Genomic DNA, 24,421 nt, shown 5'->3' on the forward strand with positions numbered 1-24,421 from the left:
TGTCCCTGGCTGGCAATATCCGGACATGAAGAGTGCGTGACTTCTCTCACGCGAATCCGATTCTGAATACCCATTACGGAATATACGAACCGTTGGGATCAGTTTCTGAAATATTTATTCCATTTTAACGGGAAAGCGTCAAGCGGATTTGAGGCTGAAGGGCCAATTAATAAGCCGCTCAGGCTTGCACTGCTGTGCAAGCTCAGCGCGTCCCGTCGCGCTCAAACGAATACAGTGTGTGTGCATTTGAATTCGGTGTAGAATACCGCCATGAGTGAAGCTCAGTCCTTGTTTGCTTTGTTGCGCCAGTCTGCCGGCGCTGAAGTCGTCGACGCAATCGAGCGGCTTGTGCGCGACGCGCCCGATCGCAAGCTAAGCCGTATCAATACGCTTGCCTTCGCCGCCCATGAAGGGCTCGGCGAAGAGCCGACGATCAATGCTTTTCTCCATGCCTCCCGTCTCGGGCTGTTCGAGATATCTTGGAATGTTCTGTGTCCCGGCTGTGGCGGGGTCCTTGACGCCAATACTTCGCTTAAAACCGTGCAGAGCGATGAATATACCTGCGCACTCTGTGCCGCCGGGTATGAGCCAACCCTCGATGAGATGGTCGAGGTAACCTTTACGGTCAGTCCGCGCGTGCGACGCATCGAAGCTCACAACCCGCATCAATTGCCTCCTCTCGAATATTTCCGCCAGATCTATTGGGGCTCCGGCATCGATCTGCCGGAAGACGATTTCGAAGCCAGGGTCGACGAGTTCGTGCTTGAGACGCTTGAATTGCCCCCTGGAGAAAAGGCCGTGATTTCCATTCACCTGCCGGAGGCATTCGTCGTGCTCTTCGAGCCCGTGACGCACGCGGCACAGTTCCTCGACGTGAGCGGCGAGCCGACGAAGGAGCGGCAAACCCTCTCGCTGGTCTTCGACCGCGCCCACCGGCACAGTGAAACGATCAGGCTGCACCCGGGTCCCTTGCGTATCTCCGTTGAGAACCATACCGGGGTTCGCACTTTGCCCTCGGTCTGCTTAGCCAATGACGCTCTTCATGCGCTGCTGGGTCGCCGCCGTCCTTTCCTCACGGCCAAGCGCCTCCTGTCGAACCAGACCTTCCGCGACATCTACCGCACGGATACGATCGACGTTGACCAGCGGCTGAGGATCACCAGTCTTACCTTCCTCTTTACCGATTTGCGCGGTTCGACCGCCCTTTACGAGCGGGTGGGCGACCTTGCGGCTTTCGATCTCGTGAAAGCGCATTTCGCCATTCTCAACGAGATAGTCAGTGCGGAGGCAGGCGCTGTCGTGAAAACGATAGGGGACGCGGTAATGGCAACCTTCCCGGCGCCCGAGCGCGCGTTGATCGCCGCAATGCGTATGCGCGAGGCCATGCTGCGGCTCAACAGGGAACGCGGCAATGAGGACCTGCTCCTGAAGATTGGCATCCATGAAGGACCCTGCATTGCCGTCAGCCTCAATGAACGCCAGGACTATTTCGGGCAGACGGTCAACATTGCCTCGCGCGTGCAGCAACTTGCCACCTCGCATGAGATTTTCGCCACGGGATCCGTGCTTGATGACCCTCGCGCCTCCCGGCTTCTGGCACAGCAAGGCCTGACTCCCATGTCGCAGAACGTCATGCTCCGCGGCATTTCGGATCAAATCAGCGTCTATACGATTCCGTAAAGCCGCGTATTCGGCGTCATTGGGCGAATGTCACTTGCGCGTTGCCAAGGCGGCCGTCACGCCAAGACCGATGAATGACGTTCCGGCGAACCAGCGCTGCAGGCGCAGGAACCGCCGGTTGCGGCGCAGGAAATCGCCTGCTGCCCCGGCAATCAGCGCGAATATCCCGTCGCTGATAATGCCGAGAACCATGAAGGTCAGGCCAAGAACGAGTATCTGCCAATGCAGCGCGCCACGCGCCGGATCGACGAATTGCGGCAGGAAAGCCAGGAAAAAGATCGCGGTCTTCGGATTGAACAGATTGACCACGAAGCCGTCGCGGAAAACACGGCGCAGCGGCTCGGCAGGCACAGCGGGCGCTTCGGGGTGTGGATCCTTGGCGAGCAAGGTTCGAATGCCGATCCAGACAAGATAGGCGGCACCGAGATATTTCACGACGGCAAAGGCAAGCGCAGATGACATGATCAACGCCGAAAGCCCGACAGCGGCCGCTGTGATATGGACGATCGTGCCAAGATGGATACCCAGCACAGATACCAGCCCCGCCGCCTTACCCTGTTCGACTGACCGTGCCACGATATAAAGCACAGCGGGACCTGGCGTCAGCAAAAGTACCAGGGACGCCATCACGAACAGGCCCCACAAAGTCAGATCCGGCATGATATCTCTCCGCTTCGGTCGTAAACGCTTCAGCGGAGCAAGCCACAGGGTCGCCCGCCCGTCAAGTTCCGCAAAATGTCTGAAGCACACGTTCCTGCGGCTTGGGTGGCTCCGAAAACTGTGTCCTGTCCGGTTGCTCGTCGAACGGTTTGCCAAGCACATCCAGAAGCGTGTGGAACGGAGTAAAATCCTGATGCTGCACCGCTGCCTGGATGACCTCCTCCACCCGGTGATTACGCGGAATGAATAGCGGGTTGACCCGGCGCATGGCCGTGCGCCGCTCGGAGCCGGTCTGAACCTCGCGCGCCGTGCGCTCGCGCCATTGCGCCAGCCAATCCTGAACCGCCGATGTCCCGGCAAGCAGGCTGGACACCTTGTCGTCACCTTCGGCCGCATCGTTCAGATAGCGGAACGTCAGCGTGAAGTCGGCATGGTTGGCCGCCATGATGTCTAACAGCGCTTTGACGAGTGCAAGATCGTCCTCCTCCTCGGTGAACAGGCCGATCTTCTTGCGCATGCCAGCGAGAAATGCCGCCTCGAACCTTGGGGCGAATGCATCGAGCGCCTCCTGCGCAAGGGCGACCGCCTCGTCCTGATCCTCGGCGATCAGCGGCAGCAATGCCTCGGCAAGGCGCACAAGGTTCCATTGCGCCACCGGCCCCTGATTGCCATAGGCGTAGCGGCCGGCGCGATCGATCGAGCTGAATACGGTAGCCGGGTCGTATTCGTCCATGAAGGCGCAGGGGCCGTAGTCGATCGTCTCCCCCGCAATGGACATGTTATCCGTGTTCATCACGCCATGGATGAAACCGACGAGCATCCACCGCGCCACCAGTGCGGCTTGGGCAGAAATCACGGCGCTGAGCAATGCAATGTACGGGTTCTGGTCATGCGCCACGTCCGGATAGTGCCGCGCTATGACGTGATCTGCCAAAGCGCGAAGACCGTCTATATCGCGCCTTGCAGCGAAAAACTGAAACGTGCCGATTCTGATATGACTGGAGGCGACGCGTGTCAGCACGGCGCCGGGCAGAGCCGTCTCCCGAGCCACGGTTTCGCCGGTCAACACCGCGGCGAGAGCGCGGGTCGTCGGGATGCCGAGCGCGGCCATGGCCTCGCTGACAATATATTCGCGCAGCACCGGCCCAACCGCTGCGCGGCCATCGCCGCCGCGCGAATAGGGCGTGCGGCCTGAGCCTTTCAGCTGTATGTCACGGCGCACACCTGCCCTGTCGATCACCTCGCCCAGGAGTATCGCGCGCCCGTCTCCGAGCTGCGGTACGAAATGGCCGAACTGGTGGCCGGCATAGGCGACTGCTATCGGTTCCGCACCGTCGGGAATACGATTCCCGGCAAGGACCTCGATGCCATGCGAACTTGCCAGCCATTCGGCATCGAGCCGCAGGTCCCGCGCCAGCTTCTTGTTCAATTTGATAAGGCGCGGCGCACTGACAGGCGTCGGTGATATCCGCGCGAAGAAATTTTCCGGTAGGCGGGCGTAAGTGTTCTCGAATGGCAGGGGCGTTGCGGCAGCCTGTGCTGTTACAGTTTGCATCTTCAGTCCTTCATCTCCTCCGCTTCGCATTGCCCCAAAAATGCGAAGACCTCGACGGGTTCACCGACACCCCTGATCGGATATGAGCCCAGGCTTTCCACGCTTGATCGGCATGCGGCCATGTCGGCGAAGGCCTTTGACAGGAGAACCGGCCGCTTGATCTCCTTGGTCAGGTTTTCGAGCCGCGACGCAATATTGACGGCAGGACCGATGACGGTGAAATCGAGGCGCTTGCGCGAGCCGATATTTCCATACATCACGTCGCCGACATGAACGCCGATGCCGTAGCCGAGCGGCTTGCGCCCCGCTTCGACATGGCCGCGGTTCAGAGCCGCCATTTCCGCCTGCGCCTCGCTGATCGCGTGGAGAAGATCGGTACAGGCCGTCGGTTTCGATAGCGGAAAGATCGCCAGCAACCCGTCGCCCATGAACTTCAATATTTCCCCGCCATGTTTCTCGATAGGCTCGGACATCGCATCGAAATAGCCGTTCAGAAGCTCGATCACGTCATCGCGCGGCCATATGTCGGAGATGGCGGTAAAATCGCGCAGGTCGCAGATCATGATCGCGGCCCCGACAGTCACGCCGCTGCCGCGCGTGGTCGCCCCGGCAAGGATTTGCTCGCTCGCATGCGGACCGACATAGGTCTCGAGCAGCGTGCGCGCCAGGCGGTTTTTCAACCTGATCTCGCTGACAAGGGAAAAAGCCGGAATGAGGTTGGCGAGAAATGCCATGTCGTCGATGCTGAAGCCGCCCGGCTCGTCACTGGCGAAGCTGATGACGTGACGCTTGCCGAGCGTATGGTCAAGCGGCCAGGCGACGTAGTCGGTCAGACCGCTTGTTCGCAGGTCGTCATAAAAACTGTGATCGGAACCATCGTCCGTACCCTCTGACAGTCTCCAGCGAACTTCGTCCGCCCCGCTGTTGATCTTCTGAACGGGGCTGTTCAGATATTCCGGCGTTTCCTCGACACCGTAGTCGAAAGTGCGGATTTCGGTTTCCGCCATGCCCTTGCGCCACAGGATTCGCGCCCCCAGCCATTGCGGGTTCATCGTCCTGAAATGCAGCGAGGCGCGCGCGACCGGAAGCCCCGCCTCGAGTAGCCTGTCGAGCATCTCCACGAAAATGTTGTCGATGAAGCGTTCGTCCCGGGTCCCGGTCACCAACCAGTCCAGGATTTTTCTTCTGTGCACGGGCCAAAGCCTCCCGTTCGTATCGGTCGGACCGGAAATCGTGTTCAACAACGCTGGCACCTGCAAAAGCTCCACCAATTCTCATCTGCGTCCACCAGTAGCATCGGCCCCGTCGCTGCGAACGAACGGCCGGCACATTTGGTAGACGACACCCGGGTAGAATGTGGGCCATCGGCAGGCAATTTAAAAGGTGTAAGCGCGAATGAAACGAGCCTCGTCAGATCAGCCCGGCTCTGATCCTGTCCATGCTGGCGGATATTGCACCGGAGTGGTCATCCATGTGCTGTATTTGCGGGGCGAACGGCTCGAACGAAAACAGGCCGTTATAGCCCAGCTTCAGCAGCGAGCGCATCTGCCCGATATTATCCAGGCGGTCATCCTCGTCCACGAGGACCCGATGCGGATCGCGCATATCGCTGACGCTCACATCAGGATCGGTGACCCCCGATATATGAACGAGGCCCGTCATCGCCGGGTAAAGTTCGGGCTCACCCGCAAGGTGATGATGGAACGTGTCGTGTACCAGCTTGAACCGGCCTTCCCCGCCGATCGCCTCGATCGCGTCCACTGCCTCGCGCTTTGAGCGCAGCGAACAAATCTCGAACCCAAGCGGTTCGACGAAGCCAAGGATGCCCCGCTCTTCGAGGATCGGCTTCAATGCTGCAAGCGCAGCGCGCAGGTTGGCCTGACGCTCGCCCTCAGCCTGCCCGGAGCCGTCGTTGACCGGAACCAGAACCAGCGCCTTGGCACCCACGTCGCGCGCATAATCGGCAAGCTCGATCGCCTCTCTTTCGCGTTCCGGCATCCATTCGTTGAAACGCTGCAATGCATTGATCGTCGCGATGCGAACCCCTGCCTCCTGCGCCGCCGCCTTCACCTCGGACGGCGACGTTCCATCCACGATCGCATTTCCTTCGAGGTCGTTGCGTATCTCGACATCGCCGAGGCCGAGCGATCTTGCCAGGCGGAAAAATTCGGCCGGCACCATTCTCGGCGCGGCGATATGATTGATCCCGAAGACAGGGTGAGAAATCGTGTCGTTCATCCGGTGCACCTACAGTTTGAAGCGATGCTCGCGCCGGTTGCAATGGCCGATGCAAGTGGCCGCAACCATCTGTCGACAGGGCGACTGCGTCAATCGTCGTCGAGGCAGAAAACCTATCATCTCTGATAGATTCCAATGCAGGACCCGAAAGAGTTCAACAATGAGCCGATCCCGTATGGGTCTGTACGGGTCAGAGCCGGTTTGGCAGCAGTTTTCGCGGTTCTTGCACGAGAATGGCATTATTTCGCGCAGCTTTTTCCATCCACGCGAGCAATTTGGTTGCGTCCGCGTGTAAGCTGCCTTCAGATGTTCTCTGGCAGGAAGATATCGAATGGCAAAAAGGTTTGTCCTGGCGCATTCGCCGCACCGCGCTCGATGGCGTGTCCCATCAATTCGACAAGCTCCCGGCACAGTCTCGGCAGGGGTGTCGCGAGGACCATCGTGACGATCTTGTCCGCCAGCGCCGCCCTTGATTCCGGGGTGATTTCGTTGACGATCATCACCGGCGGCTGTTCCATTTGCGCCTCGCGAATTGCGGCGATGGCGCCTTCCATTCCGCCGCCTGCCACGTAGCATCCCGCAAGGTCCGGGTGGCGGCGGAGGAGTTCGGACATGGCCTCACTGGTAATCTGGCGCGTCTCCAGATTGACCATTGTGTCGAGAACCGTGAACTCCGGCGCCTCTTCGCGGAAGAACGCGCGAAAGCCGATCTCGCGCAGTTCATGCCCGTGAAAGCGATGACTTCCCACGAAAAGCGCGACTTTTCCGGGCTTTTTGGCGGCGTTCGCGATCATCCATGCCGCCGTTCGCCCTGCCTTGCGGTTGTTGACGCCGACATAACCTTCGCGAATCCCGGCGGCGCAATCCGTCAGCATCGAGAAAACCGGTATGTTTCTCGCCTTCATCTCATGCACGGCTGCCGTGATGGAGGGGTGGTCCGGTGCGACCACGCCTATCGCGCGGCAGCGTCCGGTCAGAGATTTCAGCTTGGCGACAATCTCGTCCGGCGCTTGCGATGCACAATACTCTATCGCAGCAGCGCCGCGAAAATTCACCGCCTGACTGACCGCACTCGCGATCTCCCGGGCAAATTCCTGATAGAAATAATGGCCCGGCTTCTGCAGCAGGAAACCCAGCCTGTATTCAGGCAATTCCTGGCGCATGCGCTGGCGGATCAACCCGGCCGCGTGATAGCCGATGCTGTTGGCTGCCTCATACACCCGCCGCGCCGTCTCTTCGCGCACCGGCAACCGTCCGTTCAGGACCCGGTCCACCGTCGCCACACCCACGCCCGCCGCCCGCGCCAGATCGGAGATTGTCGGCCGTTTTGCCACCTTATGCGCTCCATGATAGAAACTATCAGCCTTTCTACCTATCTCTGATTGAAAATGATAGGATTTTATCACCGGCGATTGAGGCAAGTTGCAGCAACACGTATCTTCGGATGACTGACTGAGGAGGTCTGGAGATGAATTCTGCGTCGTTTACCATGCCGACAAAACGCGATTACAGCCTGATCGGCCGCGACGCCCGGCTGGCTGTGGAAACCGGCCTTGCTGCCGCGCAATGGTATCACACCGAAATTCCCCGCAAAGAGATGAAAGAGCTGATGAAGCGGTCCGATGGCCCGGCCATCCGCGACACGGCCATATGGCTCGGCTGCATGGCGGTCCTCGGAGGCCTTGGCGTTTACTTCTGGGGATCGTGGCTTTGCGTACCGTTCTTTCTTGGCTATGGCGTCCTCTACGGTTCGGCATCGGACAGCCGCTGGCATGAATGCGGTCACGGCACTGCCTTCAAGACGCGCTGGATGAATGATGCCGTCTATCAGGTTGCCTGTTTCATGATCATGCGCAATCCCGTTACCTGGCGCTGGAGCCACACCCGGCACCATACGGACACGGTTATCGTCGGTCGCGATCCGGAAATCGCCGTCATGCGCCCACCGGATCTCCTGCGTGTCGCATTGAATTTTTTCGGTATTCTCGATGCCTGGCACGCCATGAGCGACCTGATCCGCAATGCTGCGGGGATTGTAAGCGCCGAGGAAAAAACCTTCGTCCCCGAGCAGGAGCAGCCAAGGCTCGTACAGATCGCGCGCATATGGGCTGCCATTTATGCGGCAACGATCGCGCTTTCATTGTACCTCGGCACGATCCTGCCGCTGATGCTGATCGGCCTGCCGCGGCTCTATGGCGCCTGGCATCATGTCCTGACGGGCCTGCTGCAGCACGGCGGCCTTGCCGACAATGTTATCGATCATCGGCTCAATAGCCGGACCGTTCTGATGAACCCGGTCAGCCGGTTCATCTACTGGAACATGAATTACCACGTCGAACATCACATGTTCCCGATGGTGCCGTATCACGCGCTACCCCGGTTGCACGCGCTGATCAAGCATGATCTGCCGGCGGCCAACCCGTCCATTCTGCACGGCTACCGCGAAATGATACCGGCATTTCTGCGCCAGTTGCGCAATGAGGACTATTTCCTCAAGCGGGAATTGCCAGCGACAGCCAGGCCTTACCGCGACGAGCTACATAGCGAACGGGCGGCAGCAGCGGAATGATTGTTATTATACCGAGGGAGATTTGATCGTGAGCAACTGGATAGAGGCGTGCGCGCCGGACGATATCGACGAAGAAGATGTCATGCGTTTTGACCACGCCGGAAAGACCTTTGCGATCTATCGAAGTCCCGACGATGAGTTTTTTGCGACAGATGGGCTCTGCACCCATGAACACATCCACCTCGCCGATGGTCTGGTCATGGATGAAATCATCGAGTGTCCCAAACATAACGGCCGTTTCAATTATAAGACGGGCGAGGCCAAGGGCGCTCCCGTTTGCGTCAACCTCAGGACTTATCCGGTCAAGGTCGAGTCGGGCAAAGTTCTCATCGAGTTGGGTTAGCGGTCATGAAGATGGGAATGGTCATCATCGGCGCCGGTGAATGTGGCGTTCGCGCAGCGTTCGCTCTGCGGGAGAGTGGCTACGAAGGGCCGGTCACCCTGATCGGGGCGGAACGGCATCTGCCCTATGAGCGCCCACCTCTTTCCAAGGATACGATGGTTTCGCAGGACCACCCGGCGCGCCGGACCATAGCCGCCGAAGCCCTCTTCAACGAGAGGAACATCGCTTTCATCGGCAGTTCGACAGCGTCGTCGATTGACAGGGGGAACAAGCTGGTCAAGCTTGAAGACGACCGGCAAGTTCCCTATGAACGGCTTCTGCTGGCGACGGGCGCCATACCCCGTGCTTTGCCCCCTGCCACCAACAGCAGGCATTGCTTCACCCTTCGCAGCTTTGAGGATGCGCTTGCGATCCGCGCGCGACTGCGGCCGGGGGCGCGGATCGTCATTGTTGGTGGCGGCTTCATAGGGCTTGAACTTGCCGCGAGTGCCCGTCAGCGAGGCGCATCGGTTACAGTCATCGAGCCGCAAGGCCGGATCATGATGCGCGGTGTACCGGAGGAAATTGCCAAGGTCATCGACACGCGCCATCGGGATGCCGGTGTGGAGATCCTTTGCGACACGGGAGCTGTCTCCTTTACCGACACCGTCAACAATGTTGCCGTAAGCTTGTCCAACGGAAATGTCATCCTTGCGGATCTCGCAATCATCGGAATCGGCGCGACGCCGGTCACTGCGCTGGCGGAATCGGCAGGCCTCGAAACGGGCAACGGTATCATCGTCAATGACCGGTTGCAGACGAGCGATGCTGAAATCTACGCGGCCGGCGATTGCTGCATCTTTCCGCTCGCTCTTTATGGCGGCCGCCGGGTGCGTCTGGAAGCCTGGCGTAACGCGCAGGAACAGGGTTCGCTTGCTGCACGCAACATGCTCGGAGCGAAGGAACAGTATCAGTCCGTCCCCTGGTTTTGGTCGGATCAATATGAGCTTGGGCTGCAGGTCGCCGGCCTTCCGGATGAGGGCAAGCAGACGATCCGCCGCGATGTTGGAGAGGCGGCTTTCATCCTTTTCCATCTCGCCGGCGACGGCCGCCTCGTTGCCGCCAGTGGCATCGGACCAGGCAATTCGGTCGGGAAAGACATCAGGCTCGCTGAGATGCTGATTGCACGTGGGGCGAGACCGGACCCCGGCCAGCTGGCGGCATCGAATGTAAAGCTTAAATCGCTGCTTGCAGCTTAGGCCTCTACCTCGACATTTCCCAAAGGCTTGGAGCAGCATGCAAGGATGTATCCCTCATCGATCTCGTCATCGAGAATGCCGCCATTGTGATCCATGTCGACATCGCCGGATGTCTTCATGACCCTGCACGTGCCGCACAGGCCCGATTCACACGCGGCCGCAATCCGGATACCTGCGCCTCGCGCAGCTTTCAGGATCGTTTCTCCCGGTGCACATGGCACGTCCATGCCCGACATCGAAAAGGTGACTATCGCTGCGGCTTCAAGGCTCTTGGTCGAGATCGCGTCCATCATCGGCAGAACCGGTTCGGCGGCGGGGCCGAAACTCTCCTGATGATAGTTGGCCATATCGAAGCCTGAGGCTTCGAGCATCGTGCGCACGTCGCGCATGAAGCTTTCCGGCCCGCAGCAGAAAATCGTCCGATCTTTGAAGTCTGGCGCAAGTAGCGGCAGTCTTGCTTCCTCCAGTCGACCGCGAATACCGGTCCAGACTTGCCCCATCTCGTGTTCCTTGATCAGGAAGGCGAGCTTCAGGTTCGGCATGCAGCTTGTCAGGTATTCGAGTTCGCGTCGGAAGATAATATCGCTGGGGCGGCGCGCGCAGGTCACGAAATTGATGTCGCTTTGCGGCGCACAATCATGCATCCAGCGCGTCATCGACATCATTGGGGTGATACCGGAACCCGCCGAGATGAACAGGTACTTGTCGCCCGGATGCTTGCGCATGGAGAAGTCGCCGAGCGGCCCGAATGCCTTGAGCCGTGCGCCGGGGGTCAGTTGATCCAGCATCCAGCGCGTGCCGATGCTGCCATCCTGCGCTTTCACAGTCACCGCGATGGTGAATGGCCGCGATGGGCTCGAAGACAGCGTGTAGGTGCGCAAAACCGCTTCGGGCTGCACCGGCAATTCGAATGTCATGAACTGGCCCGGCTCGTAGCGGAACCAGTTCTGGTTGTCCGACTTGAACGTGAATGTCTTCACATTGGGCGCTTCCTCGATGACCGACAGGCACTCCAGCAGATGCAGCCGGTCGTTCCATGGCTGCATCTGGTCAAGGTGCGGGTAGCTCTGGGGAAGGCCCATATTCATCACGCCACTCTGCTGAGTTTCTTGTCGCCGGAGAGCCGCGTTTCCATCGAATTGCTATACCATTCCAGGAACTGCAGCACACCGCCTTCATGCTCGACCGAATATGGACCGGGCTCATAGGCGGGCGAGCGAATGCCGAAGGCGTTCTCTTCAACGATGCGGCGATCCTGGTTGTTCGTTTCGAGCCAGACATGGGTCAGTTCTTCGATATTGTAGTCGACCCCTTCGACGGCATCCTTGTGAACAAGCCACTTGGTCGTGACCTGCGTTTCATTGGGACCAAGCGGCAAAACGCGGAAGGAAATCGCGTGATCGCCGAGAACGTGGTTCCACGAGGACGGATAGTGGTAGAGCAGCAGCGAACCTATCTGCTTTGCGTTTACATCATCGCTGAGCTGGCGGGCGACGGCACGCTTGCCGCTGATCGTATAGCTCTCCGCCTCGCTAAGCAGTGGCACGCGCGTTGCTCGATACTGGCCGTCTTCCGCAATACGGAACACGCTTGGCAAGCCGACCGCCTCGCACTTTTCCCAATGCGCAACCATCTCCGGATCCTCTCTGGAACCTTGAATGCCCGTAGCACTTGGCGCTTCGGGAAATGTCTTGCACAGTTCCGGATGATTGGCGACGCAGTGGTAGCATTCGCGATTATTTTCCCAGACGAGCTTCCAATTGCCTTTTTCGACAATCGAACTCTGGAACGCGATCTTGGTTTCGCTGAGCCGATGCGGCGCCAGATAAGGTTCGAGCAGGGCCCGTGTGGGGCCAAAATCGGGGGCAACAGCTGCTAGGCAAATGAAGACATAACCGCGCACACTTTCGCAATGCACCGGCTTCAAACTGTGTTGGCTGGCGTCGAAATCGTCGCCCATCTGGCGGGCGAACAGCAGCCGGCCATCCAGTTCATAGGTCCATTGATGGTAGGGGCAGACCAGTTTCGCCGCAGTTCCCTTTTCCGCCGAGCACACGCGCGACCCGCGATGGCGGCATGAATTGTGAAAGGCCCTGATCTGTTTCTGGCGGTCACGCACAATGACGATCGGATAGTCGCCGACCTGAACCGTGAAGAAATTTCCCGGCTTCGCCACCTCGCAATCATGACCTATGAACAGCCAGTCGCGATAGAAGATGTTCTCCATGTCAAGACGGAAATAGTCCGGATCGGAGTAGAAAGCCTGTTCAAGACCGTAGCCGGGTTTGCGGTTCCTGAGATTCCGGAGCAATTCGTTCGTTAAGTCCATGTCCTGTCCTCGCCCTTATAGCCGCGAAAGAACTGACTGGTGGTGAAGGAGAAGAAGCTCCGCGCAAGTCAAACATCGCCTGCACAAAATCATGCTCCTTGATCGCCCACCGCGATCAGTTGGTTTGTCCACCTCGAGGCTGGTTTCCGGGCTCTGGAGTTGCCGTTCTGGCCTCACGGCGCCTTCCCGGGATGCACCCAGTGGCTGTTTTGCCGCGTTCACTCCACTACCGTTGCGGGGGCAGCACCGGGTTTAGGATGTGGATAAATTTGGAACCAGGGCGAGCCGAAAACGGTGCTTTGTGATAACCGGAGCCGAGTGGACATAAAGCCCGTGAGCACCGAAGCGCAGAAAGCATCATTTGCAGGCCGCCATGTTCCGGATTTGCACATCCTGACCGGCTTCCCAATTCTCCGCTTTCTCCCTGAAAGCGGCACCTCAAGTGTCCCGATAAGAGCACCAGATATGAAAAAAGAATAGGCGCGGAAACGACATCGCATTTACGCAAGGCGACACGGTGTCGTTTCGTGTTGCAAGGCCCTTGTGCGTGGTTCGACGGGGCTCACCACGCACGGCAGTCGCGCAACCAGCTAAAGGTTGCCTTAGACTAGGCTTGGTACAAATATTTTCTTATCGATTCCAGCTTCATTTCTATTGAGAAGCCCGGCAGGGTTGGCGGCATATAGGCCGCATCCCGGATATTGCAGGGATCGACAAAATGTTCGTGCAGATGATCGACATATTCGATCACCCTGCCCTCCTTGGATCCGGAGACGGCGATATAGTCGATCATCGACAGATGCTGCACATATTCGCAAAGGCCGACACCGCCCGCATGAGGCCAGACCGGCAGATTATATTTCGCCGCCATCAGCAGCACGGCCAGTACCTCGTTGAGCCCGCCCATGCGGCACGAATCGATCTGAACGACGTCGATGGCGCCTTCGGCGATGAACTGCTTGAACATGATGCGATTCTGGCACATCTCGCCGGTGGCAACCTTCACCGGGCTGATGGCTTGCCGGATCTTGCGGTGCCCCGCCACGTCGTCCGGGCTCGTCGGCTCCTCGATGAAGAAGGGCTTGACGAATGCCAGCCGGCTTACCCAGTCTATCGCCTCGTTGACTTCCCAGACCTGATTGGCGTCGATCATCAGGATACGATCCGGGCCAATTACCTCCCGCGCGATGGTCAGGCGGCGGATATCGTCTTCAAGGTCGCGACCGACCTTCATCTTGATATGGTTGAAGCCTGAGTCGATAGCTTCCTGGCAGAGACGGCGCAGCTTGTCGTCGGAATATCCCAGCCAGCCGGCCGACGTCGTGTAGCATGGATAACCTGTCGCGTTCAGGTCGGCGATACGGTCCTGCTTGCCGGCTTCGGCCTTGCGCAATATTCCGAGCGCTTCGTCGCGTGTCAGCACGTCCGTGAGATAACGGAAGTCGACGATGTCGACGATCTCCTCCGGCGTCATTTCGCCCACAAGCTGCCAGACCGGCTTCTTCGCTTCCTTGGCCAGCAGGTCCCAGACCGCGTTGACCACAGCGCCTGTCGCAAGGTGCATCGCTCCCTTGTCCGGTCCGATCCAGCGCAACTGGCTGTCGCCCGTGATAAAACGCCAGAAGCGGCCGGGATTCTCCTTCACCCAATCGAGCTCAAGCCCGATGACGAGATGTTTCAATGCATCGATCGCGAGACAGACGATTTCATTGCCGCGCCCGATGGTGAAGGTCAGCCCATGGCCGGCGAGCCCATCCGCATCCGTGTCGAGGACCACGTAGGCGGCGGAATAATCCGGATCGGGATTCATAGCATCCGACCCGTCGAGGCTCTGCGAGGTGGGAAACCGGATATCGAAAACGCGAAGATCGGTGATGCGGGTCATAAATTTTACTCCAATAGAGACATTTGAGAATTCAGCTTGATGAGGCAGTTGGTGCGGTTTTCGGGAACCGGAGCGCAGTGGACATTTTCGTCCATGAGCACCGGAAGCGGAGAAAATCGCATCAGATGGCCATCAGGATGGATTGGCAAAGTCTCTAGACGGTCCAGCCACCATCGATGTTATATGCCTGCCCCGTTGTGTATGTTGCACCTGCGAGATAGACGGCCAGATCGGCGATCTCGTCAGGCAAGCCGAGGCGGCCCATCGGCTGGCGGGCGATAAAGGCTGCCCGCGTCGCGTCATAGTCGCCGCCCGCGCGCATGCGCTGTTCGAGTGACGGGCTTTTCACCGTGCCCGGACAAATGGCGTTGCATCGGATACCCTGCGTTATATAGTCGGCGGCGACAGCCTTGGTGAGGCCGAGAACGGCGGCTTTGGTCACGCCATAGGCAAATCGGTTGGGCACACCTTTGACGCTGCTCGCAACCGACGACATGTTGACGATGGCGCCATCCTTGCGCTCGATCATGCCGGGGAGCACTGCCCTGATGGTGCGGATCATCGCGCGGACATTGAGGTCCAGCGCAAAGTCCAGGTCCGCGTCCGGCATTTCGAGGATCGAGCCGCCATGCACGAACCCGGCACAGTTGAACAGCACGTCGATCGGCCCAATTTCGCCAACCACCTGATTGACTTCATCCGTTTTCAGCACGTCGAGCTTGCGCGGCTTGATCGCCGCATCATTCGGCAATGCATCGAGCAGTTGCTGGTTTATGTCTGTGGCGTGCACGATCGCGCCTTCGCGGGCGAATGCAAGCACCGAAGCACGGCCGATGCCCTGCCCTGCGGCTGTTATCAAAACTCGCTTGCCTTCAAGCTTACCAGTCATTGCAAATCTCCATTCGGCTTTATGTGGCCTTGCTCTTGCGCTCGGCTATCAGAATATGGTCGGCGGCGAGCACGACCTCGTCGCGTTGATTGATGACCTCGCAGCGCTCGACAACACGCCCGCTGCCTTGACGTTTCGGATCATCATCCTTGGCGCTTATTGTTACGCGCGTGCGGATCGTATCGCCAATGAAAACCGGCCTGACAAAGCGCAGGCGATCATATCCATAGGAAAACGCCACCGGATTGATAAGGCTCGCTGTCAGTCCCACGCCTATTGAAAAGATCATCGTGCCATGGGCAACACGCTGTCCGAACGGTGTGGTTTTTGCAAACTCCGCATCCATGTGATGCGGAAAGAAATCGCCCGTATGACCGGCATGGACCACGAAATCAGTCTCGGTGATGGTGCGACCGGTTGTGATGCGTACATGGCCGAGCTCATAATCCTCGAAGTAGATCGCTTGTTCGGACATATGGGTCTAAGCCTCCGGCTGTTGCGCGAGCGGCGTTGCGGGGGCCGCGCTGGACTGGTACGCCGCTTCGACCAACGCCATTGTATGCCACGCATCTTCAACGGAACTGACCAGATCCTTGTCCTCGCCGCCGGCAAATCGCTGCAGATTGGCCATCCGTCCGACAAAGGCGTCGGGAAACCAGGAACCCTGCAAGGGGACGTTGATCCAGTCGGAAGCGCCCTTCGGATAGATCATCAGTTCATCCGGTTCGCCGCGCGGGTAATCGAGGTTGACGCCGAGTTTCACATAGGCTGCGCCTTCGGTACCGCTTACGCGGAATTCGCAGGCCTGGAACCTGCGACCGAACTTGTGGTCGTGATTGATCGAAAGCGAGCAGCGAACCCGGTCACCGTAGTCGAGGATCGCACTTGTTCGCGTCTGCGCCACGGCATGATTGGGATGGCCCAGCGTTTTGGCATGGACGCTAAGCGGATTGCCAAGGATTTGCCGGATCAGATCAATGTAGTGGATCGAGTGCATGGCGATTTCGACGCGCGGCAAGCCATTCAGGAACGGCCATAGAGACCAGGGCGTATCCAGCGCAAGCCACGCATCGAAATCGACAACTTCGCCGAGCCAGCCTCGCGCAATCGCGTCCTTCAGCGCCAGCATCATAGGGGCGAACCGCAGCTGGAAATTGACGGCCGCAGAAATATTGCGGTCACGGCAGATGCGGAGGATTTCGGACGCTTCGGCAAGATCGCTGCCCATCGGCTTCTGGATCAACGCGAACGATCCCTCGGGCAGGGCTCTCAGAACATCCGCGTGACGTGCAGGTGGCGTGGCAAGGTCGAAGATGGCGTTTTCCACGTCCGCCGCTTCCGCAATCGACGGATAGGCTGTCACGCCCCAGGCTTCGGCCAATTTCCGCGCCTTGGCCTGATCGGGGTCGTAAAGCCCTGCGATCGGAAACCCGCCCTTCCTGTATGCCGGATAATGCGCATCGCCAACAATACTGCCCGCGCCGAAGGTCACGATCGGGCGTGGCTTTGCCGCGGGCGGCCAACTCTGCTGCAGGATTGCTGGGTCGAAATTCATCATGCGGTCCTTGCTCAATCGAGATGGAAGACTTCTTCCATCATGGCCCACCATTCGCCTTCGGCCCGCGTGGGGAGCGGTACCTGACAAGGCATGCATACGGCCCACCATTGCCTGTTCTTCGGGTCCGCCGACATTCTGGCCATATCGGCTGCGAAGTCGGTGCCGTGATACTCCCATGTCCCGAACAGGACGTTCTCCGGCTCACGCAGGAAGATCGTGTAATTGCGGATGTTGCAGCTTGAAATCAGATCGAGGATCTCCGGCCACACCGCTGCATGCAGGCGCTTGTACTCGGCGACCTTCGCGGCGTTCAGCCCGATCATCATTCCCATTCGTTGCATCGTCAGACCCTTATCTCGGTGGTGAATTCGCTGACGCTTCTTGCCTTGACCGCCCCCCAGTCCCAGTCGATACCGATGCCCGGTTCCGATGGAGCAATGGCATAGCCATTCTCGGTGCGCATCTGCGTATGCGTGAGATCATCGAGTTGCGGGATATATTCGACATATTTGCCATTCTGCACGGCGCAGGTCAGGCTTACATGCAATTCCATCAGGAAATGCGGACAGACCGGCATGTCGAAGGCTTCTGCTGCATGCGCCACCTTGAGCCAAGGCGTAATTCCGCCGATGCGGCCGACATCCACCTGAACGATGGAGCAGGCTCGCTTTTGCATATATTCGCGGAAATGCCGTATGGAATAAAGCGACTCGCCGATTGCGATCGGCGTCTGCGTCGCCGACGAAAGGCGCACATGACCGTCTATATCGTCCGCCGGAAGCGGCTCCTCGAACCAGGCAAGATCGATGTCGCGTAGCACCTGCGAACGGCGAATGGCTTCGTCCAGTGTGAAGCCCTGATTGGCGTCAGTCATGATCTCGAAGCCCGATCCAACCGCGTCGCGGACCGCCGATAGCCGGTTCAGATCCTCGGAGCCATGCGGGCGGCCGATCTTGACTTTCGCGCCTTTGAAGCCCTTGGCTTGCGCCTGCAGCGCGTCTTCGACAAGCGCCTGCTTCTCGATATGAAGCCAGCCGCCTTCGGTCGTATAAAGCGGGCAGCGATCCTTCGCCCCGCCGGCGAGCTTCCACAGCGGCAGGTTCTGCTTCTTCGCGCGCAGATCCCACAACGCTATGTCTACCGCCGCAATGGCGATCGCCGTGATTGCTCCGATGGTCGTCGCATGGGTCGCGAATTCCAGATCGCGCCATATCGCCTCGATCTGGTCAGCGTCCTTGCCAAGCAGGCGCGGCGCCAGGTGATCGGAAAGCAGCCGCATGACGGAAGAGCCGCCGGTTCCGATCGTATAACTATAGCCGGTGCCGACAGCGCCATCACTATCGGTGATCGTGACGATCGGCGTTTCCTGGCTGACAAAGCTTTGTATCGCATCGGTCCGCAGCACTTTCGGCGGCAGATCCACCATACGCAGCTCGACTCTTTCAATCTTTGCCATCGCACTTAACTCCGCAGCGTCTTGCCGGTTTCAGGCGAGAACAGATGTGCCTGCGACAGGTCGAAACTGAATCTTACCACTTCACCAGCATCCATGGGACGTGGATTGAGCATGCGCGACACCCACTCGCGCTCGGCCATCGTTACGAAAAGCAGCGTCTCATTGCCCAGCGGTTCCGTTATCGAGACCGGCAGTTCCATCTCGTGCACGTCCGTGGCCTCACCGGAATTCAATCCGTGGCCGGTTGGATACATGTCGTCGGGACGCAGGCCGAAAATCACCCTGTCACCCGCCGAAACCCTGCTGCGGAATTCAATCGGCAGTGGCAGGGTCTGCCCACCAGCAAACACCAGCTTTCCATCCGCGATAGTCGCCTCGTTCAGGTTCATGGGCGGTGAACCGATGAAACCGGCAACGAAGCGTGTCGCCGGCCGTTTGAACACTTCCTCAGGCGTGCCCACCTGCTCGATATGACCATCACGCATGATAACGATACGGTCGGACAGCGTCATCGCTTCCACCTGATCATGCGTTACATAGATCATCGTTGCCTGCACTCGCGCGTGCAAACGCTTGATTTCGGTACGCACCTGCGTGCGCAGCTTCGCATCAAGGTTTGAGAGCGGCTCGTCAAACAGGAATACGTCCGGCTTTCGTACAATTGCCCGGCCCATGGCCACGCGCTGACGCTGGCCGCCGGAGAGTTGCGACGGACGGCGGTCCATATACTTGTCGAGATCGAGAATCGCCGCAGCTTCGTTGACGCGGGTATCGATTTCGCTCTGTGCGACTTTACCGATCTTGAGCGAGAAGCCCATGTTCTCGCGCACTGTCATGTGCGGATAGAGCGCATAGGACTGGAACACCATCGATATGTTGCGCGCCCGCGGCGGCAGATCATTGACCGGCCTGCCGCCGATTTCGACGACGCCGCCGCTGATGTCTTCGAGCCCGGCGATCATGCGCAACGTCGTGGATTTTCCGCAGCCGGACGGGCCGACCAGGGCGATGAATTCGCGGTCCTTGACCTCAAGGTCGATGCCATGGACCACATCGACATTGCCATAACTCTTGACGAGCTTTTTGAGTGTTACGGGAGCCATGACAAAAGCCTTTCTCGACCATAGTGGCCGTATTCTGTTTCTCGGCTGGCGAGACAATCCACGCGGAAGGTGGCGAGGTCGATGTGGTTCATCGGACGAAGGCACCTGACAAAGTGGTTAACCTTTCACCGCGCCGAACGTCAGTCCGGATACGAGATGCTTCTGAATGATAAACGTTAAAGTCAGCGCCGGAATGATCATCACCACTGCGAGCGCGCACATTCCGCGCCAGTCGATGGTGAATTCCGACGTGTAGTCGAGAAGTCCTACGGGCAGCGTCTTTGAATTGACCGAGCGGGTGATCTGCGATGCCAGCGCATACTCGTTCCACGAGGTAAGAAAGGCGAAAATGCCGGCCGAGGCAATGCCGGGCCCGGCCAACGGAAATTCCACCTGCCAGAACGCCTGCCACCTCGTGCATCCGTCGATCTGGGCCGCTTCCGCCAGATCCTTTGGCACCTGCCGGAAGAACCCGTCGATAAGCCAGATCGTGAATGGCACGTTCAGCGCCACGTAGATGAGGATCATCGCGAAATGCGTATCGATGACGCCGACGCGGGCAAAGATCATGAACAGCGGCAGCGATAATGCGATACCGGGCACAGCCCGCGTCAGCATGAAACCGAGGAACACTCCCGACTTGCCCTTGAACTTGAAGCGGGCAAAGGCGTAACCGCCTGCCATGCCGATGATCAATGCAATGATTGTCGAGGTGATCGAGATGATCAGCGAGTTGCGGAAATATTCCCACACGGGAATGCCGCCCTGCCCTGCACCGCCGAACATCGCACGGTATGCGTCGAGCGATATGTCGCGCGGTATCCACACGGGTGGTTTCGCCATGATTTCCACCGTGGGTCGCAGGGAACTCAAGACGATCCACAGGCCTGGCAGACATATGACGAGCATTGCGAGGAACAGGCCAACAAGGTGCAGCACTTTCAGGCCGCGACGTTTCAGACGGTGAGAACTATTATGATCCATCTTACCACTCCGCTCCGATTTGCTGGCGTGCGGCCGCAAGTTTCCTGAAGAAATACACGGTGAACAGGATCGAAAGCAGGATCGCAATATAGGCCATGGCGTTTGCAAGGCCCATGCGCGCATCACTATAGGCCGTGCGTCCAACAAGCGTCCACAAGAGTTCGGTACGTTTCGCCGGTCCGCCGTCCGTCATGATCTTTACAATGTCATAGGCCCGCGCAACGTCGAGCGAACGGATAGTCATGGCGATAAAGGCAAAAGGCATCAGGTAGGGCCAGGTGACATAGCGGAATGTCTGCCATGGTGTGCAACCATCGACCCGAGCCGCTTCCACAGGCTCCTGGGGCATGGCCAGCAGTCCTGCGAGGATAAGAATGGCAAAGACGGAAGTCGACGACCACACTTCAGCGACGATGATTGAAAACAGTGCGAGATTGCCGTCGATCAGCCAGGGTATGGCGCTCGTGGTCACGCCCAGGGACTGTAGCGCGTTGTTGACGAAGCCAATATTGTCGTTGAACAGGAACTTGAACTGAAAGCCGACGAGCACGGGCGAAAACATCATCGGAAACATCATCAACGTACGCAGGATCCGCTGGCCGCGCGTTGCCTTGTTGACCAGCATGGCAAGGCCGAGACCGAGGAACATCTCCGCATTGAGCGCAATCGTCAGGAGCACGACCGTACGCCCGAACGCCGTCCAGAATTCGTAGTTGGTCAGCACGCTGACATAGTTGCGAAAGCCGATGAAAACCCAGATCGATTCCGGCTTCGTCAGCCGAAAAGGCGTGAAGCTCGAATAGAGCGAAAACAACAGCGGCAGCACGATCACGGCGGCAAGGACGATGATCGCAGGCAGCAGCAGGAGCGTCGGCGCGGATAATTTGGGAAGTTTCATCTGAAGTATCGGCCTTCGGTCTCTGCGGTTGCCATCCCTTGTCCACCCGTGTGGGTTCGAGGCTGCGCAGCGCAGGGCGGGGACTTGGTCATGTGATGCGCGATGGGCAATTCCCGTTCGGGACTTGCTCCACCCTCCTCCCCACGGGGGGAGGGTTCAGAGCGCAACAGCGTTTAGAGCTTGCCCGCATCCTGAAGGATGTCGGTCGCCTTCTTGGCCGCCGTATCAAGCGCTTCCTTCGACGTCTTGTCGCCGAGGATTGCCGCTTGCAGTTCCGGATAGACCGCGTTCGAAATCTCGATCCATTCGGCCAGAGGTGGAACCGGGAATGCGTTCTTGGCTTCTTCCTGAAACGCATTCAGCACTTCGGTCTTGTAAGGATCGCTCTTGGCCTGCTCGATGTCCCATGCCCAGACCGCAGTGCGCGTCGGCAAAGGTCCTGCCTTTGCTTCGAGCTTCTGGCTGTCCTCGTTGGTCAGCCACCAGACGAGCGAAGCCGCGGCTTCCTTGTTTGCGCAAGCCTCCGTTACGGAGAAGCCATGATGACCCGACCAGCCAGTCCGCTTGCCGGATGAACCTGCGGGTGCAACCTTGACGCCAACATTGCCGGCAACTTTCGACGATTTGGGATCGTTGAAGAAACTCGCCCAGCCTGGCCAATCCAGATTGATCGCGATCGAGCCCGATGCAAAACCCTGGCCGAGATCGTCCCAGAGATAGTTGGTCGTGCCGGCGGGCACAGCTTTCGCCTTGTAGAGGTTGACGAACCAGTCGAGTGCTTTGACGCCGGCCTCGGAGTTGAATGCGGGTTTGCCATCCTTGTCGATATATTCGCCGCCTTCGGCAATCAGCATCTCATAGAAGCGCCCGTTGATCGCCTCTTCCTTGCCAGCGAATTGCGTGCCGTAGAAGTCTGGTGCCTTGGTGAAGAAGATCGCCTGGTCGCTTACCTGCTGCCAGGTATCCGGCGGCGTCAGGTCATAGCCATACTTTTCCTTGAAAGCCTTCTTGTTGGCCTCGTCTGCATAGATGCTCTTCTGGTAATAAAGCGCCGATACGTCGAACTGCGCGCGCGGCAGCATGACGAGCTTGCCGTCCAGCGTCGACGACTTGATATTCGTTGGAACGAAAGCGGCAATTTCTTCCGCCGGAACCAGCTTGTTCAGATCGGTATAAATATCCGGATATTGCGGCGCGAAGGACGAGTGATTTGAACCGACGCACCAGTTCAGGCTTCCCGAAGCAATGTCGGATTTTATTTCCTTGTCGAGTTCGAAATGGTTCTTCTTCGACAGGATGTTGACCTTGGCTCCGGTCAACTTTTCCCATTCGCCAATGCGCTCGTAAAGCGGCTCGTATTGCTGCCCGCCGATTAGCTTGGCGTCGACCGTAACACCCTCGAACTTGCCCGGCAGATCAGCTGCCATGACAGTTTGAGCGCTGAAAATGGCGATGACGCCAGCTGAGACGCCGGCCAATAGAGTTTTCATGGTTTCCCTCCCGTGATCGAGCGGCCGCTCCCCGGCTCTCGCAATTCGTGCAACACTCACATATGAGCGTTTCATTCATATACAAACATTTCTGTGCTTGAGCGTCAAGCGTGGAAAGCTCGGATGTGGTGAATACTCCAGGTTGTGGTCAAGCCCCGAAGAACCCACCCTTGAAACCTGAACGGTCGAGAGAGCTATACAATTGCGGCGCGCGGCTCCGCCCCAAGCGGAAGCGCACACTTCCACCGGCAATGCGAGTCAGGGGTACTTTGCTGAATTGGTTCTAGGAAAGGGCGGCGCGAAGAAGCCGGATAGCGTCGTCGAACGCGTCTGACGCTGCGCCGATACAACCAGCGACGTTGATAAAAGGATGAACAAGGCCGGAGTAACGTTTGAGCACGACAGGAACGCCGGCTTTTTCCAGCAGGCGAGCGTATTCTTCGCCTTCGTCCCTTAGCGGATCAAAACCCGCGACCAGAATAGCTGCGGGAGCCACGCCTTTCACGTCGCCGAGAATGGGGGAAGCGCGCGGGTCAAGCGCGTCGGAAGGCGCATTGAGATAGAGGTCCGTATACCATTCCATCTTTGGCTTCTCGAGAAAAAAGCCCAAGGGAAACAATTCGTAGGAGCGCCGTTGGCTGCTCATGTCGAGCCACGGAACCCATAGTAATTGGTAGCATGGCGGGTATTCATCGTCGCGGGTCTGCTGGGCAACCACCGCCGCAAGATTGCCGCCCGCGCTGTCGCCGCCGACAGCAACGCGCCGTGGATCAATATCGAGCTCTTTGGCTCGATTGACGATCTCGCGAAATGCTGCGACGCCATCATTGACACCCGCCGGGAACCGATGTTCCGGCGCCAGTCTGTAGTCGACTGCGATGACGATGCATTCGGCTTTCAGGGCAAGCCGCCGACAGGGAAGGTCATGCGATTGAAGCGAGCCGGCGACGTGTCCTCCACCATGATAAAAGACCAGAACCGGAGCCGGAACCGTGAGTTGCTTCGGCCGGTAGGCACGAGCTTCTATCGGACCATTCGGCCCGGAGAATTGCAGCGGGCTGGAGATCACCTCGGCACTTGCCGGATGTGAAAGCCACCCTCCCTGTTCATCTGCTTCGCGCCGGGATTCTTCAACACTTGGCAACGCACCTTCCTTGGCACCAACCAGCTTGATGACATATTGCACCTGAAGATCGAGCGTCTGGCCATCTATGACAACAGGCGGCCCAGCGACAAGGCGCATCAACCATTTCGGCGAACGTGAAATCGTTCGAACGGCTATCTTCTGAATGCGACTGCTAAAGGTTTCCACGCTCAATATCCTGGCTCAACGACTGTGTCGTAGCATAAGTATTTGTAATAAAACGATGATCTGAAACATGAGTAGTCAAAACAATGGTGTTGCAATAAACGGTTGCACCTCCAGTCCATGCTTTGGATATCGCGACGCCGGGATGGGCACACCGGCCGCGCCACCTGTTGCATCTTGAAGAAGGCTTCTTCGTTTCATTGCAATACTCGAATGTCCAAGATTTCCCGGCTGTTT

Annotated in this window: 22 protein-coding genes and 1 riboswitch; of the genes, 4 read left to right on the forward strand and 18 right to left on the reverse strand. The window is 58.5% G+C overall.

The features are described from left to right. Positions 1-270 precede the first annotated feature (270 nt). Complete coding sequence (locus CU100_RS24855) at positions 271-1,680, forward strand: adenylate/guanylate cyclase domain-containing protein (RefSeq protein WP_106719333.1); 1,410 nt, start codon at positions 271-273, stop codon at positions 1,678-1,680. Positions 1,681-1,710: 30 nt separating this feature from the next. On the opposite strand, the gene CU100_RS24860 is transcribed toward CU100_RS24855, so the two are convergent. The 5 genes from CU100_RS24860 to CU100_RS24880 all read right to left on the reverse strand — a co-directional run bounded on the left by CU100_RS24860 (position 1,711) and on the right by CU100_RS24880 (position 7,467). After that, positions 1,711-2,340 (reverse strand): LysE family translocator, encoded by a 630-nt coding sequence (locus tag CU100_RS24860; protein WP_106719334.1) that lies wholly within the window; start codon positions 2,338-2,340, stop codon positions 1,711-1,713. Positions 2,341-2,401: 61 nt separating this feature from the next. Next, on the reverse strand, positions 2,402-3,895 hold the full coding sequence (locus CU100_RS24865) for a protein adenylyltransferase SelO (RefSeq protein ID WP_106719335.1): 1,494 nt from the start codon (positions 3,893-3,895) through the stop codon (positions 2,402-2,404). 2 nt (positions 3,896-3,897) lie between these two features. Further along, positions 3,898-5,154, reverse strand: coding sequence for an adenylate/guanylate cyclase domain-containing protein (locus tag CU100_RS24870; RefSeq protein ID WP_407070379.1), 1,257 nt, complete (start codon positions 5,152-5,154; stop codon positions 3,898-3,900). Positions 5,155-5,305: 151 nt separating this feature from the next. After that, a complete protein-coding gene (locus tag CU100_RS24875) occupies positions 5,306-6,133 on the reverse strand; it encodes a TIM barrel protein (protein WP_210280540.1) in 828 nt (275 codons plus the stop codon). A 302-nt stretch (positions 6,134-6,435) separates the two neighbouring features. Next, complete coding sequence (locus CU100_RS24880) at positions 6,436-7,467, reverse strand: LacI family DNA-binding transcriptional regulator (RefSeq protein WP_106719336.1); 1,032 nt, start codon at positions 7,465-7,467, stop codon at positions 6,436-6,438. A gap of 134 nt (positions 7,468-7,601) precedes the next feature. Between CU100_RS24880 and CU100_RS24885 the strand changes: the two genes are divergently transcribed. From CU100_RS24885 to CU100_RS24895, 3 genes are read left to right on the forward strand one after another with little or no spacing between them, the layout of a single operon-like run. Continuing rightward, positions 7,602-8,702 (forward strand): fatty acid desaturase family protein, encoded by a 1,101-nt coding sequence (locus CU100_RS24885; protein ID WP_106719337.1) that lies wholly within the window; start codon positions 7,602-7,604, stop codon positions 8,700-8,702. A gap of 25 nt (positions 8,703-8,727) precedes the next feature. Next, positions 8,728-9,045 (forward strand): MocE family 2Fe-2S type ferredoxin, encoded by a 318-nt coding sequence (locus CU100_RS24890; protein WP_106719468.1) that lies wholly within the window; start codon positions 8,728-8,730, stop codon positions 9,043-9,045. 5 nt (positions 9,046-9,050) lie between these two features. Beyond that, positions 9,051-10,283 (forward strand): NAD(P)/FAD-dependent oxidoreductase, encoded by a 1,233-nt coding sequence (locus CU100_RS24895; protein ID WP_106719338.1) that lies wholly within the window; start codon positions 9,051-9,053, stop codon positions 10,281-10,283. Here CU100_RS24895 and CU100_RS24900 read toward each other — a convergent pair. From CU100_RS24900 to CU100_RS24960, 13 genes are all read right to left on the reverse strand, one after another. Beyond that, on the reverse strand, positions 10,280-11,371 hold the full coding sequence (locus CU100_RS24900) for a hybrid-cluster NAD(P)-dependent oxidoreductase (RefSeq protein ID WP_170113969.1): 1,092 nt from the start codon (positions 11,369-11,371) through the stop codon (positions 10,280-10,282). The genes CU100_RS24895 and CU100_RS24900 overlap by 4 nt on opposite strands. Then, positions 11,371-12,612 (reverse strand): aromatic ring-hydroxylating oxygenase subunit alpha, encoded by a 1,242-nt coding sequence (locus tag CU100_RS24905; RefSeq protein ID WP_106719339.1) that lies wholly within the window; start codon positions 12,610-12,612, stop codon positions 11,371-11,373. The genes CU100_RS24900 and CU100_RS24905 overlap by 1 nt, the downstream gene beginning before the upstream one ends. A 120-nt stretch (positions 12,613-12,732) precedes the next feature. After that, a riboswitch (cobalamin riboswitch) is annotated at positions 12,733-13,068 on the reverse strand. Positions 13,069-13,219: 151 nt separating this feature from the next. Next, positions 13,220-14,497, reverse strand: coding sequence for an L-fuconate dehydratase (locus CU100_RS24910; protein ID WP_106719340.1), 1,278 nt, complete (start codon positions 14,495-14,497; stop codon positions 13,220-13,222). A gap of 154 nt (positions 14,498-14,651) precedes the next feature. Continuing rightward, positions 14,652-15,386, reverse strand: a complete 735-nt coding sequence (locus CU100_RS24915; protein ID WP_106719341.1) for an SDR family oxidoreductase — start codon at positions 15,384-15,386, stop codon at positions 14,652-14,654. A gap of 19 nt (positions 15,387-15,405) precedes the next feature. Beyond that, entirely contained in the window at positions 15,406-15,861 is a 456-nt protein-coding gene (locus tag CU100_RS24920; protein WP_106719342.1) for a MaoC/PaaZ C-terminal domain-containing protein, read from the reverse strand. Positions 15,862-15,867: 6 nt separating this feature from the next. Continuing rightward, positions 15,868-16,941: a Gfo/Idh/MocA family protein gene (locus CU100_RS24925; protein ID WP_106719470.1), complete on the reverse strand. Its 1,074-nt coding sequence runs from the start codon at positions 16,939-16,941 to the stop codon at positions 15,868-15,870. Positions 16,942-16,955: 14 nt separating this feature from the next. Further along, positions 16,956-17,285: an L-rhamnose mutarotase gene (locus CU100_RS24930; RefSeq protein ID WP_106719343.1), complete on the reverse strand. Its 330-nt coding sequence runs from the start codon at positions 17,283-17,285 to the stop codon at positions 16,956-16,958. A gap of 2 nt (positions 17,286-17,287) precedes the next feature. Continuing rightward, on the reverse strand, positions 17,288-18,400 hold the full coding sequence (locus CU100_RS24935; protein ID WP_106719344.1) for a mandelate racemase/muconate lactonizing enzyme family protein: 1,113 nt from the start codon (positions 18,398-18,400) through the stop codon (positions 17,288-17,290). Between the two features lie 5 nt (positions 18,401-18,405). Further along, positions 18,406-19,503: an ABC transporter ATP-binding protein gene (locus CU100_RS24940; protein ID WP_106719345.1), complete on the reverse strand. Its 1,098-nt coding sequence runs from the start codon at positions 19,501-19,503 to the stop codon at positions 18,406-18,408. A 117-nt stretch (positions 19,504-19,620) separates the two neighbouring features. Beyond that, positions 19,621-20,487 carry a carbohydrate ABC transporter permease gene (locus tag CU100_RS24945; protein WP_106719346.1) on the reverse strand — a complete coding sequence of 289 codons (867 nt, stop codon included), beginning with the start codon at positions 20,485-20,487 and terminating at the stop codon, positions 19,621-19,623. Position 20,488: 1 nt separating this feature from the next. Further along, complete coding sequence (locus CU100_RS24950) at positions 20,489-21,385, reverse strand: carbohydrate ABC transporter permease (protein ID WP_106719347.1); 897 nt, start codon at positions 21,383-21,385, stop codon at positions 20,489-20,491. A 173-nt stretch (positions 21,386-21,558) separates the two neighbouring features. Further along, the gene (locus tag CU100_RS24955) at positions 21,559-22,812 is read right to left on the reverse strand and encodes a type 2 periplasmic-binding domain-containing protein (RefSeq protein ID WP_245419244.1); all 1,254 of its coding nucleotides are present in this window, start codon (positions 22,810-22,812) and stop codon (positions 21,559-21,561) included. Between the two features lie 346 nt (positions 22,813-23,158). Next, positions 23,159-24,187 (reverse strand): alpha/beta hydrolase, encoded by a 1,029-nt coding sequence (locus CU100_RS24960; RefSeq protein WP_146141900.1) that lies wholly within the window; start codon positions 24,185-24,187, stop codon positions 23,159-23,161. Positions 24,188-24,421 lie beyond the last annotated feature (234 nt).

It is taken from the genome of Phyllobacterium endophyticum, assembly GCF_003010935.1.
Classification (GTDB): domain Bacteria; phylum Pseudomonadota; class Alphaproteobacteria; order Rhizobiales; family Rhizobiaceae; genus Phyllobacterium; species Phyllobacterium endophyticum.

Excerpts from the sequence above, each read along its gene's own strand:
- CU100_RS24855 (WP_106719333.1), top strand. The coding sequence starts at position 271 with ATGAGTGAAGCTCAGTCCTTGTTTGCTTTGTTGCGCCAGTCTGCCGGC.
- CU100_RS24860 (WP_106719334.1), bottom strand. The coding sequence starts at position 2,340 with ATGCCGGATCTGACTTTGTGGGGCCTGTTCGTGATGGCGTCCCTGGTA.
- CU100_RS24865 (WP_106719335.1), bottom strand. The coding sequence starts at position 3,895 with ATGCAAACTGTAACAGCACAGGCTGCCGCAACGCCCCTGCCATTCGAG.
- CU100_RS24875 (WP_210280540.1), bottom strand. The coding sequence starts at position 6,133 with ATGAACGACACGATTTCTCACCCTGTCTTCGGGATCAATCATATCGCC.
- CU100_RS24885 (WP_106719337.1), top strand. The coding sequence starts at position 7,602 with ATGAATTCTGCGTCGTTTACCATGCCGACAAAACGCGATTACAGCCTG.
- CU100_RS24895 (WP_106719338.1), top strand. The coding sequence starts at position 9,051 with ATGAAGATGGGAATGGTCATCATCGGCGCCGGTGAATGTGGCGTTCGC.
- CU100_RS24900 (WP_170113969.1), bottom strand. The coding sequence starts at position 11,371 with ATGAATATGGGCCTTCCCCAGAGCTACCCGCACCTTGACCAGATGCAG.
- CU100_RS24905 (WP_106719339.1), bottom strand. The coding sequence starts at position 12,612 with ATGGACTTAACGAACGAATTGCTCCGGAATCTCAGGAACCGCAAACCC.
- CU100_RS24910 (WP_106719340.1), bottom strand. The coding sequence starts at position 14,497 with ATGACCCGCATCACCGATCTTCGCGTTTTCGATATCCGGTTTCCCACC.
- CU100_RS24915 (WP_106719341.1), bottom strand. The coding sequence starts at position 15,386 with ATGACTGGTAAGCTTGAAGGCAAGCGAGTTTTGATAACAGCCGCAGGG.
- CU100_RS24920 (WP_106719342.1), bottom strand. The coding sequence starts at position 15,861 with ATGTCCGAACAAGCGATCTACTTCGAGGATTATGAGCTCGGCCATGTA.
- CU100_RS24925 (WP_106719470.1), bottom strand. The coding sequence starts at position 16,941 with ATGAATTTCGACCCAGCAATCCTGCAGCAGAGTTGGCCGCCCGCGGCA.
- CU100_RS24930 (WP_106719343.1), bottom strand. The coding sequence starts at position 17,285 with ATGCAACGAATGGGAATGATGATCGGGCTGAACGCCGCGAAGGTCGCC.
- CU100_RS24935 (WP_106719344.1), bottom strand. The coding sequence starts at position 18,400 with ATGGCAAAGATTGAAAGAGTCGAGCTGCGTATGGTGGATCTGCCGCCG.
- CU100_RS24940 (WP_106719345.1), bottom strand. The coding sequence starts at position 19,503 with ATGGCTCCCGTAACACTCAAAAAGCTCGTCAAGAGTTATGGCAATGTC.
- CU100_RS24945 (WP_106719346.1), bottom strand. The coding sequence starts at position 20,487 with ATGGATCATAATAGTTCTCACCGTCTGAAACGTCGCGGCCTGAAAGTG.
- CU100_RS24950 (WP_106719347.1), bottom strand. The coding sequence starts at position 21,385 with ATGAAACTTCCCAAATTATCCGCGCCGACGCTCCTGCTGCTGCCTGCG.
- CU100_RS24955 (WP_245419244.1), bottom strand. The coding sequence starts at position 22,812 with ATGGCAGCTGATCTGCCGGGCAAGTTCGAGGGTGTTACGGTCGACGCC.